This is a genomic window from Pseudomonas sp. S31 (assembly GCF_016648105.1).
Lineage (GTDB): Bacteria > Pseudomonadota > Gammaproteobacteria > Pseudomonadales > Pseudomonadaceae > Aquipseudomonas.
Genome location: NZ_JACVVE010000039.1, coordinates 1 through 18,303 on the forward strand (window position 1 = coordinate 1; position 18,303 = coordinate 18,303).

15 protein-coding genes are annotated in these 18,303 nt (G+C 66.9%); 3 read left to right on the top strand and 12 right to left on the bottom strand.

The annotated features are described in order from the left end of the window. The first annotated feature begins 268 nt into the window (after positions 1–268). From IAE37_RS22980 to IAE37_RS22990, 3 genes are all read left to right on the top strand, one after another. Positions 269–805: a BRO-N domain-containing protein gene (locus IAE37_RS22980; RefSeq protein WP_201177246.1), complete on the top strand. Its 537-nt coding sequence runs from the start codon at positions 269–271 to the stop codon at positions 803–805. Positions 806–934: 129 nt separating this feature from the next. After that, positions 935–1,237, top strand: a complete 303-nt coding sequence (locus tag IAE37_RS22985) for a helix-turn-helix domain-containing protein (RefSeq protein ID WP_201177248.1) — start codon at positions 935–937, stop codon at positions 1,235–1,237. Then, a complete protein-coding gene (locus IAE37_RS22990) occupies positions 1,237–2,454 on the top strand; it encodes a type II toxin-antitoxin system HipA family toxin (protein ID WP_201177249.1) in 1,218 nt (405 codons plus the stop codon). Before IAE37_RS22985 ends, IAE37_RS22990 begins: the two co-directional genes overlap by 1 nt. Before the next feature lie 55 nt (positions 2,455–2,509). Here the strand turns inward: IAE37_RS22990 and IAE37_RS22995 are convergent, their stop codons facing one another. The 12 genes from IAE37_RS22995 to IAE37_RS23050 form a co-directional block, all read right to left on the bottom strand. Continuing rightward, positions 2,510–2,971, bottom strand: a complete 462-nt coding sequence (locus IAE37_RS22995; protein ID WP_201177251.1) for a hypothetical protein — start codon at positions 2,969–2,971, stop codon at positions 2,510–2,512. Positions 2,972–2,993: 22 nt separating this feature from the next. Next, complete coding sequence (locus IAE37_RS23000) at positions 2,994–3,434, bottom strand: hypothetical protein (RefSeq protein ID WP_201177253.1); 441 nt, start codon at positions 3,432–3,434, stop codon at positions 2,994–2,996. Continuing rightward, on the bottom strand, positions 3,431–4,291 hold the full coding sequence (locus IAE37_RS23005) for an NAD synthetase (protein WP_201177306.1): 861 nt from the start codon (positions 4,289–4,291) through the stop codon (positions 3,431–3,433). Before IAE37_RS23005 ends, IAE37_RS23000 begins: the two co-directional genes overlap by 4 nt. Positions 4,292–4,451: 160 nt before the next feature. Further along, on the bottom strand, positions 4,452–5,357 hold the full coding sequence (tagQ, locus tag IAE37_RS23010) for a type VI secretion system-associated lipoprotein TagQ (RefSeq protein ID WP_201177254.1): 906 nt from the start codon (positions 5,355–5,357) through the stop codon (positions 4,452–4,454). Positions 5,358–5,429: 72 nt separating this feature from the next. Beyond that, complete coding sequence (locus IAE37_RS23015; RefSeq protein ID WP_201177257.1) at positions 5,430–7,208, bottom strand: formylglycine-generating enzyme family protein; 1,779 nt, start codon at positions 7,206–7,208, stop codon at positions 5,430–5,432. Continuing rightward, positions 7,201–8,403, bottom strand: coding sequence for an ABC transporter permease (locus IAE37_RS23020; RefSeq protein ID WP_201177259.1), 1,203 nt, complete (start codon positions 8,401–8,403; stop codon positions 7,201–7,203). Before IAE37_RS23020 ends, IAE37_RS23015 begins: the two co-directional genes overlap by 8 nt. Then, on the bottom strand, positions 8,403–9,107 hold the full coding sequence (locus tag IAE37_RS23025) for an ATP-binding cassette domain-containing protein (protein WP_201177261.1): 705 nt from the start codon (positions 9,105–9,107) through the stop codon (positions 8,403–8,405). The genes IAE37_RS23020 and IAE37_RS23025 overlap by 1 nt, the downstream gene beginning before the upstream one ends. Further along, entirely contained in the window at positions 9,107–12,112 is a 3,006-nt protein-coding gene (locus tag IAE37_RS23030; protein ID WP_201177307.1) for a serine/threonine-protein kinase, read from the bottom strand. The genes IAE37_RS23025 and IAE37_RS23030 overlap by 1 nt, the downstream gene beginning before the upstream one ends. Positions 12,113–12,120: 8 nt before the next feature. Further along, entirely contained in the window at positions 12,121–12,840 is a 720-nt protein-coding gene (locus IAE37_RS23035) for a PP2C family protein-serine/threonine phosphatase (RefSeq protein ID WP_201177262.1), read from the bottom strand. Next, complete coding sequence (gene tagF, locus IAE37_RS23040) at positions 12,837–13,493, bottom strand: type VI secretion system-associated protein TagF (RefSeq protein WP_201177263.1); 657 nt, start codon at positions 13,491–13,493, stop codon at positions 12,837–12,839. Before tagF ends, IAE37_RS23035 begins: the two co-directional genes overlap by 4 nt. Beyond that, on the bottom strand, positions 13,490–16,999 hold the full coding sequence (gene tssM / locus IAE37_RS23045) for a type VI secretion system membrane subunit TssM (RefSeq protein WP_201177264.1): 3,510 nt from the start codon (positions 16,997–16,999) through the stop codon (positions 13,490–13,492). Before tssM ends, tagF begins: the two co-directional genes overlap by 4 nt. Further along, positions 16,996–18,303 carry a DotU family type VI secretion system protein gene (locus IAE37_RS23050; RefSeq protein WP_201177265.1) on the bottom strand — a complete coding sequence of 436 codons (1,308 nt, stop codon included), beginning with the start codon at positions 18,301–18,303 and terminating at the stop codon, positions 16,996–16,998. Before IAE37_RS23050 ends, tssM begins: the two co-directional genes overlap by 4 nt.

Here is an 18,303-nt window from a genome sequence, read left to right on the forward strand (position 1 = left end):
TGGTTGGCATACATGCACCTCTTACTCATGTTATGCCCGAACACAAAATTTCTGACACCCTCGCGCCGCGCGGGGGGCGCCCGATCTCATAAATACCACATTATAAACGTCGAACCCTTCCGGCGCTGGCGCAAATACAGACGCTTCCTACAACCCTCGGCATTGTGAACGTTGCGGGCTCAAGCTAGCTTGTGCAAGCGCTAAGAACGCTTCGCAGCGGAATCCCGTTCCCGTTAGAAACGGCTCTCCTACTTTTGGAAGGCCCATCATGCTCGACCACTTCACCCCCACCCTCTTCACCCGCCACAACCGCCCGCTGCACGCTCTCTGGCTCGAATCCCAAGCCTGGTTCTGCGCCCGGGAACTGGGCCGGCTGACCGGCCGGCACTACGACCAACATGGCGTCCGTCGGCTCGACCCGGACCAGCATCGAGTCGTGCGGCTACGACGCTACGAGCAGTACCAAGACACCCTCATGATCAGCGAGTCCGGCGCCTACACCTTGCTGGCTCACCATTACGTGCCGGAGAACCGCCATCTGCGCAGGTGGCTGACCCACGAGGTGGTGGCGGTGCTGCGTGCTGCGGATACTGAAGATACCGACGCTTCGCCGCAATTGGGGCGCATGTGCTGGGCTGGAGGGCGCATCTCGACCTTGCTGTACTGGCAGAACGAGGCTTGGGTGAAGATGCGCGACATGCCGGTAGTACTGGCGCTGGAAGCGGCTGAAGCCGAGCCGAGCGGCATGCGCAAGGACGGTTGGCGGGAGTGTGCGCAGCGGGCTTTGCGGATGCATGGAGTCTAGCAGAGTCGGTAGTGGCTCTTCGCCGCTGATCTAGGGACCTGTGGGTGCCGGCAGCCTACGGAACACGCATTTTAAGAACTGCTATACTACCTCTTACCCACGATAAGCATTGCTTTAACAGGTCTTAAAATGAACATTTTCCCTTTGGCATGTGCCGACAAGCTAATGAAATTAGGGCTCCTGGCCAAGAATAGGCGTCTTGAGCGGAAAATTCGTCAAAAGGACCTCTCTGCGCAGTCTGGCGTGTCGGTTACCACAATCGCCAAAATCGAAGCCGGGACCCCCTCGGTGGAGATGCGCAGCTACATGCTGGTCCTATGGTATCTAGGCTTGCTCGACGAGGTGTTTCAGGATGTCCCGATGACCTCGCCCGCATCGTTCGCCACTGAACACCGGGTGCGCCTCAAGCAGGTGACGGAGGATGACTTCTGATGACAGCAATCTACCTCTACATGCAAATGCCGGACTCCCTCGAGGTTTCCACCATCGGGCGGTTGAGCGTGGAGAACAATGTCGGGGAGTTCGTCTACAACCCAGCCCATGTCGAGGCGGGTGGCTGGGTAGCTGATGATTTGCGCTACCCACTGCGAACCCAACCCTACAAACGTATCACCAAGAACCGAGGCATACCCGGATTCATCCGTGACGCTGCTCCTGATGGGTGGGGTGAACGCTTGGTAGCGCGAGAGCATGGTGAGCAGAAGGAGGCCCTTGCCTTCATTCTGAAATCGCCCAACCATGACCGAGCTGGAAACCTCATGGCAGGGGCCGGTCGAAAGCCACCTGAGGGTATTGGCCAGGCTGGACTAGGCAAGATTACCCAGCTGGAAACCTTCATACAGTTCGCAGACGGTGTGCAAGGTGGATTCCCACGCAATGCCGACAAAGGCACCAAGGCCACGCTGCAACAGCGATCATCACTCGGTGGCGCCCGGCCCAAATGCACGTTGATCGATGGACAACGGCTGCTGTTAGCCAAGCCACGAGACCGCCATGATTCATACGACATCCCGGCCCTGGAACACGCTTGTATGACCTTTGCCGCAAGCAAAGGCCTGAACGTCGCGAACGTGGATTTACATCACGGACGGGTCAGCACGTTGCTCGTCGATCGTTTCGACCGGGTACCGGCCGGCAACGGCCAGTTCTATCGTGTTCCCATGTTGAGCGGTTTGACATTGCTCGACAGCGATTGGAACAACCCCGTCGGTTGGCCTCGTGAATGGCACTACGGGTTACTGGCGGACGAAATGAGCCGACGAGGTGTGCCGCGGAGCGATCTTCAGGAGCTGTTCAAACGCATCTGTTTCAACATCCTGATCGGCAACGATGATGATCACCCCAAGAATGTGGCGCTGCTCTATCTGAATGGCGTATGGCGGCTATCTCCCATGTACGACGTGGTACCAACGACCGAAGGCGCCGCTCCTTCCAGCTTGGCCATGGCAGTGGGGAGTTTCGGAAAGGAACTGACCCGGCGCAACCTGCTCAGTCAAGCCGACCACTATGGCCTGACTCCAGCTGAGGCAGGCTCAGTCATCGATGAAATTGCCGGGTGGAAATCCGATTTGGAGGCCCATTATCGACAGCATTTGCCGCAAGAAGAAGCTGAGGTGGCGTTGGCTGCGATGGGGACATTGAAAGATTGAATTCTCCCCTTCGCCGCGAACCGAGCGAAGCCCGGCCAAACAGCGCAGCACGTGACTACTTGCCCTCAGCCACCGGCTCCACCCGCTCGACCACCACCTGCTGATGGGTGAACATATCGGTGACGATCACCTCCCCTTCCGAATACTCGGGTGTGATCATCACCGAGCGGATCAGGTGCTGGTTGCTCCCCTCGCGCTCCTGGATGTTCTCGAACGACACGACCACCGTGTCGTTGCGCCAGTTGCTGATGTCGAAACCGCCCGCGGCGATGAACTCGCGGATGTCGCGCACATCGTTGAAGGTGTTGGCGGGGAGTATCAGCAGGCGGCCCTTGAGGAACACTTCGTAGTACTGGCGCGGACCCGCCGGCCAGTTGTGCGCCACCACGTGCTCGATGCGCCAGTGGTGGACGTCGTTTTCATAGACCACCACGCGTTCGACCTTGTGGCCGTTGCAGGCGGCGAGCAATGGCAGCAGCAAGGCCCCAAGCCAGCTGCGCTTTCGGCGCAAATTCATTCAGTCAGCCTCCATAACAGCTTTACTTGGCGGCCTTCGCGGCCTGGCGGTTGGCCTTGCGGATGTGGCGGTAGCTCACCAACTGCACACGCATGTCCCGGTAGCGCTGGGTGTTGATGACCAATAAGGCCAGCAAGGCGAACACCAGCACCGAAACATACGCCCCCATGTGCGGGCGATAGCCGTAGCTGGGCAACGCAGCGAGCAAGGCGACGACGAGGATGCCGATCACACCGCGCACGCCCCAGGCGTAGCCGCGCACCATGGCGATATGCGAGGCGGCACTTACCGCCGCTGCCACTGCAAGGGCCATCACCGACAGCGAGCGGTCGGGGCTGCGCAAATAGGTAGCGAATACCAGTGAGACAGTCCCGCCGACAGCAAAGCAGGACAGTGTGAACTCGGCAATGAATACGCCGAAGTAACGAGAAAGAAACGCTTGCAGCTCCTGACCATGTGTCACTCGGTAATCTCCTCGTAAAGCCCCACAGCAACCGACTGCACGAAGCTGCTGCTGCCAAAGCCCAGGGATGCGCCGATAGAGTCCTGGATCAGGGTCTTGGTGGCGTGCTGGATCTCGGTGGGGGTAAAGCGTTTGATCGCCGTCCCGGCAGCCTGCTGCAGCTTGAGCTGCTTGGCAGTGAGCGACGGATGCTTGATCAGCAGCAATTCCTTGGCCAACGCCTTGCGTTGCTGGCGGCTCAAATTATCGAACAGCTCGCGCCAGCTCTTGCCGGTCGCCGCTTTTCGCACTTGCAGGAACCGCACGGTGCTCGCGCCTGAGGCACCCACGCCCATCAGGGAAACACCGTCGAGGATACCCATGATCGTCTGCACGGTGTCGTTGTTGTCGAGCCAGTCGTTCTGCTCGGGGTCGTTCATTTCGTTATACACCCGGTACCCGCCCATCAGGCATTGGCCGGTCCCGGCAGCGGCCGCAGCATAGCCCACTGCGGTCAAGGCCAGGCTGGCGCCAGCGCTAAACGGTACGGCGACGGTGCCGCTGAACATGACGATCCAACCCAGCGCTGCCGACAGGCAGGTCGCGCTCGCGTTCATCGCTTCGCTGACCACCTTGCGCTCGCGCGGGCCGGTGGTCAGCTGGGTCATGAACTGTTCGGGCGAGGTGTAGGGTGGCGCCTCCTGCAGGATGATGCGCTTGGGCGCGATGCTGCAGATCGGCTGGAATTCGCGCAGCGTGATCACGTTGTACTGGGCATCGATGTAGACGACGCCAGCACCGACGATACCGGGGTCGGCATCGATGGCCCTGAACAGCTTCTGCTGGTCGAGGGTGAGCAACAGCTTCTGACGCGCCATCTGCTGCCGGTTGCTGCCCAGCACATCGGGCAATAGGTCATTCACGACGACTCTCCTTGAATCGACAAGCCGCTGCGCCGGCCCACGCGTCCCCCCGGCAGGTCAGGCGACCTGCACAAGGGCTGCACGTGCGCTGGCGCGAGCGCAACGGAGCGTGGGGTTACACGTTCGGGCAAGGTACCGGCGCCCAGTCACCCATGTCGGGGCTGCGGCACATCTTGTTGACCTGGTCGACACCGGCATTGGCCACTTGCTGGGCCTCGGCCTTCTTACTGGTGGCGTTCTGCAGGGTCTTCTCGGTGGCTACGGCCTCTTGCGGCACGTTCTTGTTGACCTTCTTGGCCTGGGTCTTCTTGCCAGTGGTCTTGGCCGGTGCGGCCACGGTGGCGACTTCGGTACGCGCTACGCCGACCTGCTTGAGGTCCTGCTCGTAGGCCTGGGTGTAGCTGTCGAGGTTTTCCGCGACGCGGCCGTTGACGGTGGCCAGCAGCTTGTTCGACTCCTGCAGGCCCGAGACGATCTCGGCCAGGCGCTTGCGCCCTTCGGTGTCGTTGATGCGGTTGGCCTTGCGGCCGTCGATCAGGCTGGTGAACTCACGCTGATAGCAGCTCTGCGAAGCCTTGGCGTAGGCCGTGGTGCGGTCCAGGTCGGCAGCGCTCTTGTCGATGTCGGTAGCGTAGGAAGCGATGCGCTGCTTGTCATCGCTGATCTGCTTCTGGCGCTCGGTGTAGTAACCGGCCGCGCCGCCCACCAGGGCACCGCCGGCTGCACCGATGGCGGCGTTGCGGCCACGGTTTTCCTTGTCGACCAGGGCGCCGGTCAGGGCGCCGCCGAGCGCACCGATGACGGCACCGCTGGCAACCGACTTGGTCATGTCGCCGTCGGTGGAGCGCAGGTGCTGCACTGGCTCGTAGCAGCTGGGGTAGTACTCGACCTTGGTCGTGGCGCCGACCTTGGACACCGGCGAGCTGGAGCAGCCGGCCAGCAGCACGGTGCTGAAGCCTGCGGCCAGCAGCAGCGCGTTGCGGGCCTGGGAAGCGTTGATCATGGTTTTTCGGCTGAACATGTCGGTTTCTCACTTGGGTGGGTCAAACCGGGGAGCCTCATGCCGCCCCGGGGTTACGTCAGGCAGAAGCCACTACGAAGGCCGCGCGGCGGCCGATGCCAGGAGCTCCTTGAGGATCGTCGCCGGGTCGGCCCGCCGGTTCTGGCGGTACTCCCCAACGTGGCGAACGAACAGGGTGGCGCGGCTCACCAGGCTGTTGCCCAGGACCGGCTTGCGATTGAGTTCTTCCTTGACCCGCTGGAACTGCGCCTGGATCACCGCATCGGTGTAGCGCGTGCCACTGGCCAGGTTGTCGATGTAGATCGCCACGGCGCCGTCGAGGGCGGCGCGGCCATTGGCGATGGCGGCGGCGTACATGCGCACGGTGGTCTGGTCGCCACGGGCCTTGGCCTCGGCCTGGGTGGTGCGCAGGTTGGTCAGGCGGATGTTGTAGTTGTTGATGGTCTCGGCTACCAGTGCGGCAGACTGGATCAGGTTGCCAGCGGCTTCCTCACGCTGGCGGCCGATCAGCGAGACACTGCGCTTGAGCTCTTCGTTGACCAGGCCCAGCTCGGCCTGCTGGCGCGGGTCGACGGTGGCGGCGATGATGCTGTCCAGGCGCTTGGTCGGGTCCTGGGCGGCGTCGATGTCGTCGGTCAGGCTGGCCAGGCGGCCCTCCTTCTGCCACTGCTCGAACAGCTCCTGGTAGCGCGAACGGGGTGCCGACAGAGCACCGATGGCCACCCGGAAGCCAGTGGTCTCGTTGCGCTGCTCGGTGCCATCGGCGCCGAACAGTGGGTACTCGCGGCGCATGCCGGTGAACAGCGTGCCCTCGCCTTCGAGGTAATTGCCGCCCTTGACCACGAAGCCGCCGTAGGCGCCCTGCAGGCGGCCGGCGTGCACCAGCTGGAACGACTCCTGGACCATCTCGGCAGCATTGCCGATCACATCGAACAACCCCAACGGGTTCGGCAGCTTGGTGCCGATCGGCATCAGCCGCGCAGCCTGGCCGGTCCCCCCGGCGACCTGGTTGAACACCGCCCAATCGCCCAGAGGCCCGTCGCTGTCATTGCCTTCGACCTTGCGCGGGAACAGGCGCCCTTCCAGTTCCTGGCGGCTCACTGCCGAACCGCCACGGGCGGCGAATTCCCATTCCACCTCGGTGGGCAAGCGCACGAAGCCAACACCGCCGTCTTCGGCCTTGCTGCCGCGGCCACTGACCGGCAGCAGTTCGCGGTGATACTTGAGCAACCAGGCGCTGTACACGGCAGCGAAGCGCTCGGCCTCGAAGCGCGACAGTTTGACCTTGGGCAAGCGCCCCGCCGCCGAAGTCTCGGCCTGGCAGCTCGGCGCCGCCTCGCCGCTGGCCAGCGACTGGGCCTGGGCCATGACCTGGGCGTACTGGCGGGCGGTGACTTCGTACTTGCCGATGAAGTACATCATCGGCTTGAGCGGGCCACCCTGGTCGATCTTCGGCAGGCTGGGCGCCACGGCCTTCTGCCACGCGGGCGACAGGTCCTGCAGGCCGAACTGGCCGTTGATGAAGTCGCGCCGGTAGCCAGAGATGAACGACTGCTTGTAGCCGGCCTCGCCTTCGCTGAACGGGTAGCCGAGGTTGACCTCGCGGTCGTCCAGGCTGCCCTGGGCCAGCACGTAGACGCTGCGCAGCACCAGTTCACCACCGCACGGCAGCGGCAGGCTGACGTCGCCCGGCAGTGGCTTGGGGTTGTCCAGCTTGCTGCTGTCGACCGGCTGCGCTGCGGCACTGGCCGGGGCCTCGGGCTTGGCAGGCTCGTCCTGGCCAGGCGAACAGGCCGCAAGGCCAAGGGTGGAGAGGATCAGGGCCACGGCCCCGAGGCGAAGGTCAGACATCACGGATTCCTTGGCTGGCATCGATGCGCGCCACCCGCCAGCCACCGAGAGCGGCGGCGGCCGTGCTGGCCAACAGCACGGCACAGAGCGCAACGAGGTAGTGCAGGGGCAACAGGTGGCTGGCGTACTCGCCCGGCACCTGCATGAAGATTCGGTTGAGGCCGTGTTCGGCCAGCAGGTACAGGCCACCGGCGGTGGCAGCGGCAAGTACGCCGCTGTACAGCGCCTGCAGCACCACGAACAGCAGCAACGCGGCGGTGCCGAAACCGAGCAGGCGCAGCACCGCCAGCTCGCGCTGCTTGCGCTGCACCGCTGCCACCGCGCCAGCGGCGATGGCCGCCACGGCGCCGGCCACGGCCAGGCTGGTAATGATCCAGAACACCAGGTCGAGGTTGCGGCTGAGGGTCTGCACCTGGGCGATCTGCGCCGCCTGGGTCGACACCAGCCACTGCCGCTCGGCGAAGTACGCGCGCAGCGGCTCGACGTCGGCCAGCCCGCGGGCATACAGGCGAAACGCCGGGTACACCCGTTCGGCGTCGTTGCCAGGCGCCTCGCCCGGCCAGCCCAGGGCCGGCACCGCGCGTCCGTCGCGGTAGTCCTCGACCGCCTCGAGCAAAGCCAGGGAGGCGAACAGACCGTCGCGCTCGAACGCGGCCAGCGGCAGCACCGCCGTCACCTGCAGGGGCATCTGGCGCCACTGCACCTGGCCGGCCTGCTGGCGGCTGAAGCTGGCCTGCAACTCATCGCCGGCACGGGCGCCGAGCTTCTCGGCGGCGGTAAGGCTCAGTACCACCTGCTGCAGGCCCTGCGGCGGCGCAACCTGCTGCAACAGCGGATCACCAGCGGCGCTGGGCAGCATTTCCACCGTCACCCGACGGCCCTGGGCGGGCAGCAACAGGTCGGCAGTGGCGGCGATCTGCCGGGTACGGGGGATGGCGAAGGCGACGTCGGGGCGCTGCGCCAGTTCGTCGATCAGCTCAGCCCGGAAGCGTCCACCGCCCAGCGGGATGATCTCGCGCACGGCCGGGTCACGTTGCAGGCGTTCGGTGAGGCTGCCGACCAGGCCGAACTTGAGCCCGAACAGCACCAGCAACGGCGCGATCACCGCGACCAGCGCCAACACACTGCACGCCGACAGCCGCGCATCGCTGCGGTAGTCCTGCCAGGCCAGGCCGGCGATCAGCCAGGGGCGCATCAGGCGGCCTGCTCCAAGGTAGCGGTGACGCCGCCGTCGGCGTCGCGCCGGCAACTCACGCGCAGCACGTTCAGCCCGGCGTTGCGCGCCAGGCCTTCGTCGTGGGTGGCAACCACACAGGTCACCTGGCGCGCCTGGGCCTCGCGCAGCAGCAATTGCATGACCCGCTCGGCATTCACCGGGTCGAGTGCCGCGGTGGGCTCGTCGGCCAGCAGCAGCGCCGGCGCATGGGCCAGGGCCCGGGCGCAGCTGACCCGCTGGCGTTGCCCCAAGGATAGCGCGGCGGGTTTCTTGCCCAGTTGATCGTGCACGTCCAAGGCTGCGGCCAGGCGTTCGACGCTGCCGTCCTCGCCCAGCCCCAACAATTGCCGAGGCAGGCGGATGTTGCCGCGCACATCGAGAAAGCCCAGCAGCCCGCCCGCCTGCAGCACGTAGCCCAACTGCCGGCTGCGCAGCGCGGCCAGCTGGTCGAGGCGGCGCTGGCGCCACAGGCCGGCGACGTCGGCGCCAGCGAGCAGGAAGCCCTCGGCGGCATCCGGCGCCAGCACCAGCGCCAGCAGGTCGAGCAGCGTGCTCTTGCCACAGCCGCTGGGGCCGACCAGGGCCACCCGCGCACCGGCCGCCAGCTGCAGGTGCTCGACCTCCAGGCTGTAGCGCTGGGCGCCCTGCCCGCGCGTCTTGCGCACCCCGTGCATGGCGATCATCACGGCAGCGTCGACAGCGGCACACGGTACAGGGCGTCGCCCGGTTCGGCCTTGCCGAAACGCACCCAGTTGGCCATGTCGTTGTGGAAGGTCTCGTACAGGCGGATTTTCGAGTCGAGTTCGTCGATGAAGTCCTCCTGCTCGGCCACCGACAGCGACAGCCACAGGTCCTGGGTCATGCTCAGGGACTTGCTGCGGTACGGCAGGCCTTCGAGGTACTCGCCGAGCACCCCGCCCTGGGCGAGGTTGGCGCCCTTGCGCAAGGCGCCCGGGTCGCGGCTCATGTAGGCACTGGCGCTGGCGATCTCGTTGAAGAAGTCGCCCGGCGAGGTGCGGGTCTTGCGCGCGGCGTCGACGATCAGCTTGAGCGACTGCTGCAGATCGTTGAGCTGCAGCTTGGTCAGCATCACGCACACCTGCAGGCTCGGCAGCGCCGGGTTGGTCAGGTCGCGGTCGGCGGCCCAGGCGCTGACCAGCTGCGGCGCCTGGCTGGCGCTGTGGCGGCCGAGAAAGTCCATGTGCATGGCATAGCCGATGGCCTGGGACTTGGCCGCCAGGCTGGCGCCAGCGCTCAGCTGCGGCAACGGCTGAGGCTGCTGCTCGCGCACCTGATGCACCAGCTCGGCGAAGGTCGAGCCGATCTCGCGCACGCGCTCGCCGAAGGCGCCGACGTCACCGCCCGGCACGCCCACGTAGAGGTCGCCGATCTGCGGGTTGCTGTCGGCGGTGAGCACCCGGTACTGGCTCTCGGCCGACGCGTGGTTCTTCGCCCCGGCCGAGGTGCGCAGGTGCAGGGCGTAGATCTTGATCTGCTTGCTCAAGGCGGCCTGGCGCACCTCGGCCTCGTTCATCTGGGTGCTGCTTTCAGGGTCGTTCTTGCGCAGGGCGCCGGCATCGCTGACCAGCAGGACGATGCGCCCGCCATAGCCGGACCAATCCATGCCTTGCACCGCTTGCATCACCCCGGCGAAGGCGTCTTCATTGAACGAATGACTGGAAACCGTGGTGGCCTTGACCTGCGCGGCGGCCTTGAGGAAGCGTGCCGGATCGCGGCCCTGCTCCAGGCTGACCAGGGTCTTGCTCAGGTAGTCCAGGCCCGGGGTGCGTTTGACGCTGTTGCGAAAGCCCACCAAGCCGAAGCTGACGCTGTCCAGTTCGCCACGGGCCGCCAGTTGCTGCTGCAGTTCGCTGACCACCTGGCGCACCCGGTCGATATAGGGCTGCATCGACACCGAGGTGTCGACCACCAGGACGATGCCGGTGCGGAAGCTGTTGTCCACCGCCATGGCCGCGCCAGCGGCCTTGGGCGCACGGTCGCGGCCACGGGCCCCGGGGTCGATGGAGGCGACGTTGAGCAGTTGCACCGGCTGGCCGTCGGCGTCGAAGCTCTCGCGGTAGTCGAAGATCGGCATCAGGTAGAACTGGTTCTGCGGCACCGCGCTGGCCGCCGGTTCGAGGGCCAGCACCTGGGGCACCTGGTCGGGGGTGTTCTGCGCCTTGAGCAGGTCGGCGCGGGCCTTGCCGGTATCGTCGAGCAGGTGCTGCAGGTCGTCGGCCTGGCGCATGAACATCACCGGCGAGCGACCGGAACGTTCGGTGAACTTGAGCACCAGGCTCTGCTTCCAGTCGCTGGTCTGCGTGGCCTGCAACCAGCCATCGCGCTGGCCATCGCTGGAGGCGCCGACTTCCAGCCACTGCTGGCCGTCGATGTCCTTGCGCTGGTACACGTACAGCACCGAGAACGCCGGCAACGGTTCACCCGCGCCGTCGCCAGGCTGCGCCAGCAACTGCGCTTCGGGCTTGCTCAGCACACGCTGGAACAGGGTCTTCTTGCCCGGCATCAACAGCGGCCGGCCGTCCTCGCTGACGGCAGGTGGCGGCGTGGTCGGCGTGACGGGCTCGCTCGCCGCCTGCACCACCGGTGCCTGCGCGCTGGGCTCGTCGCTGCCGCCCAGCAGCCAGAAGAAGGTCCCGCCCAAGCCCAGGGCCGCAGCGATGGCCACGGCCAGCACGGCCTTGGCTGGGGTCCCCGAACCGGACTTCTGCGGTGCAGTGGGCTTGGGCTGCTGCACGGACGGCGCGGGCTTGGCGACCGGCTCTGGCGCAGGCGCGGCTTGCGGGATGTCGAGGGTAACCGGTGTCAGCCCAGCGAGGTCGGCCTCGGCGGGCTCGACCACAGGCAGCGGGCGGATCACCGTGCTGTCGTTGTCGTCGGCGGGCAGGCGGTCGAGCGCGGCCAGCAACGCGGCGGCGTCGGCAAAACGTTCGTCGGGGTCCTTGGCCAGCAACCCGCGCAGGATGTCTTGGTAGCGGCCATGCTCGATGGGCAACTCCGGCAGCGGCTCGGTCAGGTGCGCCAGTGCTGTCGACAGTGCATCGGTGCCGCGGTATGGCAGCTCGCCGACGAGGATTTCGTACAACACCACGCCGAGCGCGTACAGGTCGGCGCGGCCGTCGATGTCCAGGCCTCGCGCCTGCTCCGGGCTCATGTAGCTGGGTGTGCCGACGGCGAAGCCGGCCTGGGTGAACTGGGTGCGGTCATCCAGCGACTTGGCGATGCCGAAGTCCGAAAGCACGGCGGTCCCGTCGCCACGGAACAGGATGTTGGCCGGCTTGACGTCGCGGTGCACCAGGTCCTGGGCGTGGGCGTAGCCCAGTGCCTGGGCGATCTGGCGCACGTACAGCAGGCCCTGCTCGGGGGTAAGGCCGGCGGTGATGCGCTCCTTGAGCGTGCCGCTGGGCAGGTACTCCATGGCCATGTAGTACAGCTCGCCGACATTGCCGATGTCATGGATGGTGGCGATGTGCGGGTGCGACAGCCGCGCCAGGGTGCGCCCCTCGCGCAGGAAGCGTTCGCAGAAGGTGGGATCGGCGGCAAGGCTGGCAGCCATCACCTTCAGCGCCACCTTGCGCTGCAGCGAGCGCTGGGTGGCCAGGTAGACGCTGGCCATGGCGCCTTGGCCAATCTCGCTGTCGATGTCGAATCCGGGGATCTGCATGTTCAGGGTGCTCTTCAGTTCGCCTTCACGACCACGGCGGTGATGTTGTCGGGGGCGCCACGGGTCAGCCCCAAATGCACCAGGCTGCGCACCACCTGGTAGGGGTCGGCATGGCCGAGCACGTCGGCGATCTCGTGGTCCTCGGCAGTCTTGTTCAGGCCATCGCTGCACAGCAGGTAGGTATCGCCACGCTGCACCTGCACGCTGACCGCCTGCAGTTCGAGGCGGTCCTCGACGCCGATGGCGCGGGTGACGATGTTGCCGCGCGGGTGCACGCGGGCTTCTGCCTCGTTGAGCAGGCCGCTGTCCTGCAGCTCCTGGACATAGCTGTGGTCGTGCGACAGGCGCTCGATGCGGCCACCGCGCAGGCGATACAGGCGGCTGTCGCCGGCCCACAGGCCAACCGCCTGGTCGCCGCGTGCGGCCAGCACCACCACGGTGCTGCCCATCATCGCCACGCCCCGGCGCACGGTCTCTTCGCGCACCGCGTGGTTGACCCGGCCGAGCGTGTCACGCACGGCCAGGGTGAAGTCGTCCAGCCCATCGATGATCGGCAACTGGCGCAGGCTGTCCACGGCCAGGCTGCTCACGTAGTCGCCGGCAGCATGCCCGCCCATGCCGTCGGCGACGGCCCACAGGCCATCCCAGGTCAGCTCCAGGCAGGCGTCTTCGTTGATCTTGCGCACCATGCCGACATGGCTGTAGCTCGCCGCGCTGTAGTTCACGCCGCTCATGCCGCCCCCGCCTCGCTGCCCAGCAGAAACGCAGCGAACTGCTCGCTGCGCGGCAGGCCCTGGCTGCGCATCAGGCCCGGTGCGATACGCTCGCTGCCCTGCCCCCACCACAGGCTCATGCCCTCGCAGGCGCACTCGGCCAGGGCCAACGCCCTGCCCTCCGGCGTGTCGCCATCCAGCCGCTGCAACCCACCTACAGTGGTACGCAGCCCTTGTAGGAGTGGCCTCGCGCCGCGAAAAGGCTGCAAAGCAGCCTCAAAGGCCTCAAAAGCCGCACCAGGCTCGAGCGTGGCCAACAACGCCGCCTCGACCCCTTCGAACCAGGCATCCGCCGCACTCACCACCCCCGCCACGGAAACCCCAGGCTCCAGCACCTGCGCCACGGTCAGCGGGAAATACCGCCCGACCCGGTCGATGCTCGGCATCAGCACGCCCACCACCGCATCCGGCCCACACACACCAGGTGCCAGGGCGAAGCGCCATAACGGGCTGACCAGGTAGGCCTGCAGCCACTGCTCGCCGAGCACCTGCTGGCTGGCCTGGATGCCCGCCGCCAGCCACTGGTCCCAGGGCTGGATGAAAGTCTGCGGCAGGCCACGGCTGACGAAGTCGCCGCGGCTGGCCAGTTTTCCGTAGAAACCCACGTCGTTCACAGATGCTCCGGCAGGCTGAAACCGCTGACCACTCGGCTGCGGAACGGGTTGAAGGCGCTGCTGGCACGCAGCTCGTACGACACGCTGGCGCCATCCACGCGCAGGCGCAGGTTGAAGCGCTCCGGCGAGCTGCCGGCCACCAGGTCGGACTGGTCGAGCAGACGGAACCACGCCCACGGCCCTTCCACGGTCAGCCCGGAACGGCCGCTGGCCGAGGGCGGCGCGATCGACAGGCGGACCACGCCGATGCTGTTGGGGTTGGGCCACTGCAGCGCCACCGGGCGGCTCGGGCCATGGTCGTAGCTGACCTGCTGGCCGTCGAGGTCGAGCAGGAACTGGGTGATGGTCGCGTCCATCGCCACCGGCTTGAGCTCGAACCGCACGCCCGGTTGCAGGCCGCTGCCGCTGCGGAAGAAGGCATCGCGGATGGTCGCCGCACGCTGGAAGGTGTACAGCACGCCGCTGTTGATACCCAGTTTCTGCGCTGCACCGGGCTGCCAGCTCCAGGGTGTGCTGGAGGTGTTGACGTAGGGTTGCAGGTACTTGCGGAAGTAGCTGTCCATCACCCCGCCGACGCCGAAGAACTGGCCGAAGTCCTCCAGGGTGGCATCACGCGAACTGCCAGCGACCATCGGGTAGCGGCCGCTGAGCGACTGCCGGTAGACGTTGACCACTTCGCTCGACCAGGCGGCGTTGAGCTGGTTGCGCACACCGCCCATGACGATGTTGTGGGTCGAGCCGAGCACCGAGCTGACCAGATTCTGCACCACCTTGGGCTGGCGCGCCGCACCCAGGGCGACCCGCTGCGCCGCGGCCTGGGCCTGGTTCTTGGCCTCGCCGAGCAGGGCGTCGCCACTGGCCCCGACCATGCCACTGACCTGCACGTAGAGCGCGTTGAGGTCGGTGAGCAGACCGTCGATGGCCGCAGGCTGACCTTCGCCGATCTCCACCAAGGTGGCCAGGTCTGCGAAGTGGGCGGTCACCGGGTCCACGGCGTGCGCTGATGGCGTGTCGCTGGCCAGCGGCGCCTCGCCGAGCAGCCCGCCGAGGCGTTGGCGCAGCTGATCGACGCCGGCCTGCTCGGCCTTGTCCTTGACCTTGTCGAGGGTGGTCGGCTGCGACAGGTCGGTCTCATGGGCCACCGCCTGCAGCAACTGCTTCATCGGCGAGGTGGGCCCAGACAACACCCGCAGTACGTCGGCGGCCTGGCCGACGCTGGTGATCGGCACGAAGTCGAGGTCGTCGAGCAAGGCATCCCAGTGGCGGATGTAGTCCTGGTAGTAGAGCTGCTGCACGTCGTCGGCCAGGCGCCTGGCGTCACCCGCCTCGCTGGGCGCGCGGCCCAGCACCCAACGCTCTTCGGCAAGCGTGGTGGCCTGGGCCAGGCTCGCGGCAAGAAACGCCTTGCGATAGCCCTCGACGGTGAACAGCCCGGGCAGTGGCTCGTTCAGCGGCTTGCCATTCTTGAAGCGGAACACCAACGCAGCATCGCGCCCGGCCGCCTCGCTGACGCGGAAGTCGGCGACACCGGTCGGCAGCTTCTGGCGCTTGACCCGGTCGTACACGCGCTGGGCCACGGGCAACTGTTGCAGCTGGCGGCGGGTGTCGTCGATCAAGCGCTGGTCCAGCCGCGCATTCGGCGGGCGCTTGTCGAACAGCGCCGCCAGGTGCAGCTCCAGGGCCTGCCGCAGGTCGGGGGCGAGGTCGCGGGGCAACTGGCGCTCCCAGTCGAGGGTGATCCAGGCCTTGAGGAACTCGGGGTCGTAATGCTCGCCATCCGCCAGCATCAAGTAGGCCTTGAGGCCTTCGTAGAGGTAGTCGGATGGGCCGCCAGCATACAATTGTTCCTCGATTCGCGTGACCAGACGCGGAGCGAAGATGGCGATCAGCAGCTTGCGGTACAGACTCTGCGACTCGCTTTCGAGCATGTCGCCCTGGTACAGGCCCAGGCCCTCGGCCCAGCCGGGCGGATCATCGGCCAAGCCGCGCACGGCGTTGAGCAACGGCAGCACGTCGACCACGTTGCGCTGCGCCGGGCTAAGTTCCTGCACGCTCTTGCCCAGCGGCTGCAGGCGGCTGTCGACGTCGGCGATGTACTGCTGGTTAGCGCGGTAGCTGAAGGTCCACAGGGTGCCGACCAACACCACCAATGCCACGCTCAGGGCCAGGGCGCCGCGGGCGATCCACTTGCGCCGCCGTTCCACCTTGGGGTTGCTGCCGACCAGGCCGCGCTCGGCGAAGGCCACCGCGCTGAACAGCTTCTCGATGAAGTAGCTGCGCCCGCTGCCGCTCTGCCGGGCCAGGTGCGCACGGTCCAGGCCCATGCTCTGCGCCATGCTGCCGATCAGCCGGTCGATGGGGCTGCCTTCCTGGGTGCCGCTGGTGAAGTACACACCGCGCAGCAGCGCACGCGCTTCGAAGGCGTTGGGCTTGAAGATGCCGTCGAGGAACACCTCGAGGTTGCCGCGCAGGGCGGCGAACTGTTGCACGAAGCCGTAGATCAGGTCGCGCCGCGCCGGGTCGCGCTCCTGTTGCAGGCGTTCGACCAGGCGCTCGCCCAGACGCCGTTCGAGCAGGCCGAACTCGTTGCCGAATTGCGCCAACGGGCCGCCGCTCTCCTGCTCGTGGGTATCCAGCGGGAAGGTCATGCCCCACACCTGAGCGCGCTCTTCCTTGCCCAGGTTGTCGAAGAACTCCATGAAGCCCGGCACCAGGTCGAGCTTGGTCAGCATCAGGTACACCGGGAAGCGCACGCCAAGCTGGCTGTACAACTCCTGGATCCGCGCACGGATCGCCGCGGCATGGGCAGCGCGCTCGGCATCGCTGCCCAACAGCAGGTCGGACAGGCTGATGGCGATGAACGCACCGTCGATCGGGCGCCGCGCGCGCTGGCGCTTGAGCAGGTCGAGAAAGCCCAGCCAGGCCGCCTTGTCGACCTGGGCGTGGCTGTCCTGGGTGGTGTAGCGCCCGGCGGTGTCGAGCAGCACGGCCTGGTCGGTGAACCACCAATCGCAGTTGCGCGTGCCACCGACGCCACGGATGGCGCCTTCGCCCAGCTGCGCGGCCAGCGGGAAGTGCAGGCCAGAGTTGACCAGCGCGGTGGTCTTGCCCGAGCCGGGCGGGCCGATGATCACGTACCACGGCAGCTGGTACAGGTTGCGCCGTTCGTCACCGCCGAGGCGGGCTTTTTTCAGCAGCGCCAGGGCTTCGTCCATGCGCTGGCGCAGGGTCGCCAGCTCTTCGGCGGTGGCCACGCTGGCAGGGTCCGGGGCGGTATCCGCGGCCAGGCTTGCCATCACTTCTGCCGCCTGGCGACGGGCCTGGACGATACGCCAGGCGCGGTAGGCAGCCCACGCGGCGAACAGCAGGACGATCAACAGCCAGCGCGGCGCGGGCGGGGCCAGCACTTCGAGCAATGGACCGACGAACCAGATGATCAGGCTCAGGGCGATCAGCCCGAGCAGCGGGATCACCCAGCGAATGACAAAACCGAACAACGCCTTCACTCGACGCCCTCCGCCAGAACGGTGATTTCAACCCGACGATTCTTCGCCCGGCCCTGCGCGGTGGCGTTCGACGCCAGCGGCTCGGTGTCGCTCAGCCCTTGCGCGCTGAAGCGCTCGGGTTGCCCGGTGCGAGCGACGAGGATGGCCTTGACCTCTTCGGCGCGCGCCTGCGACAGCGCCCAGTTGGACGGGAAGCGCAGCGTGGCGATGCGCTGGTTGTCGCTGTGGCCGCTGACCCGGACGTCGCCCTTGACCTTGGCCACGGCCTCGGCGATGCGCAGCATCAGCGGCTGGAAGTCGCCCTTGATGCTGGCGCTGGCACTGGCGAACAGCTCATCGCCACGGATGGTCACCACCGAGCGATCCACCGCGTCCTCCACGGCGACCCGACCGGCCTTGATGTCCTCGGCGAGGAACCCAGCCAGGCGCGGGCGCTCCACCGGCTTGGGCTGCACTACCGGGCGGTCCATGGCCTGCACCGGGATTTCGCCCAGCGCGTGGATACCGCGGAACACCGGCTCGGCGTCGGCGGCCAGCTTCAGGCGCAGGCCGAACAGCACCAGCAGCAGCAACGCCATGGCCACCGCCAGGCCGACCCAGGGCGGCACGAACTGAGCCAGGCGATCGCGGCTCACGGTCACCCCGCGCCAGTGCGGCGACAGTTCACGCTCGCGCTCGCCACGGGCGCCGCGGATGGCCGCAGCAGTGCGCTCGCGCAGGGCTTCGAGCTGGGCACGGCCATCGTTCATGACCCGGTAGCGGCCTTCGAAGCCAAGGCTGGTGCACAGGTACAGCAGCTCCAGCAGGTCGAGGCGTTCGCGCGGGCTCTGCAGGCAGTGCTCCATCAGCTGGAACACCTTCTCGCCGCCCCAGGCCTCGTTGTGCACGGTGATCAGCAGGCTCTGCCGGCCCCAGTCGCTGGCACTGCCCCACGGCGTGCTGAGCACCGCCTCGTCCAGCGCGGTGCACAACGCGTAGCGCGCCAGCAGCACCTCGTTGCGGGCCACCCCGGCGGCTTCGGCGCGCTCCTCGAACTGGCGCAGATAAGCCAGCAGCTGCGCCCGCAGGCTGGCCGGCGCCGGGTGAGCGATGGTGTTGCGCAGACGGGTGAGCAAGGCCAGCAGTGGCCCGGCGGCCTGCTCCAGCGGGTTGAGGCCCACGCCCTGCCCAGCTGCCAACGGCTCGGCAGGCACCTGCAGGGGGGCGGGCGGCACCGCCTGCGCGGCGGCAGGCTGCGGGGCACGGCCACCGGGGCGCGGCATGAACTGGGTGCGGTCGTTGGCCTGCGGATCGTCCGGATGCAT

Excerpts from the sequence above, each read along its gene's own strand:
- IAE37_RS22980 (WP_201177246.1), top strand. The coding sequence starts at position 269 with ATGCTCGACCACTTCACCCCCACCCTCTTCACCCGCCACAACCGCCCG.
- IAE37_RS22985 (WP_201177248.1), top strand. The coding sequence starts at position 935 with ATGAACATTTTCCCTTTGGCATGTGCCGACAAGCTAATGAAATTAGGG.
- IAE37_RS22990 (WP_201177249.1), top strand. The coding sequence starts at position 1,237 with ATGACAGCAATCTACCTCTACATGCAAATGCCGGACTCCCTCGAGGTT.
- IAE37_RS22995 (WP_201177251.1), bottom strand. The coding sequence starts at position 2,971 with ATGAATTTGCGCCGAAAGCGCAGCTGGCTTGGGGCCTTGCTGCTGCCA.
- IAE37_RS23005 (WP_201177306.1), bottom strand. The coding sequence starts at position 4,291 with ATGGCGCGTCAGAAGCTGTTGCTCACCCTCGACCAGCAGAAGCTGTTC.
- tagQ (WP_201177254.1), bottom strand. The coding sequence starts at position 5,357 with ATGTTCAGCCGAAAAACCATGATCAACGCTTCCCAGGCCCGCAACGCG.
- IAE37_RS23015 (WP_201177257.1), bottom strand. The coding sequence starts at position 7,208 with ATGTCTGACCTTCGCCTCGGGGCCGTGGCCCTGATCCTCTCCACCCTT.
- IAE37_RS23020 (WP_201177259.1), bottom strand. The coding sequence starts at position 8,403 with ATGCGCCCCTGGCTGATCGCCGGCCTGGCCTGGCAGGACTACCGCAGC.
- IAE37_RS23025 (WP_201177261.1), bottom strand. The coding sequence starts at position 9,107 with ATGATCGCCATGCACGGGGTGCGCAAGACGCGCGGGCAGGGCGCCCAG.
- IAE37_RS23035 (WP_201177262.1), bottom strand. The coding sequence starts at position 12,840 with ATGAGCGGCGTGAACTACAGCGCGGCGAGCTACAGCCATGTCGGCATG.
- IAE37_RS23050 (WP_201177265.1), bottom strand. The coding sequence starts at position 18,303 with ATGCATCCGGACGATCCGCAGGCCAACGACCGCACCCAGTTCATGCCG.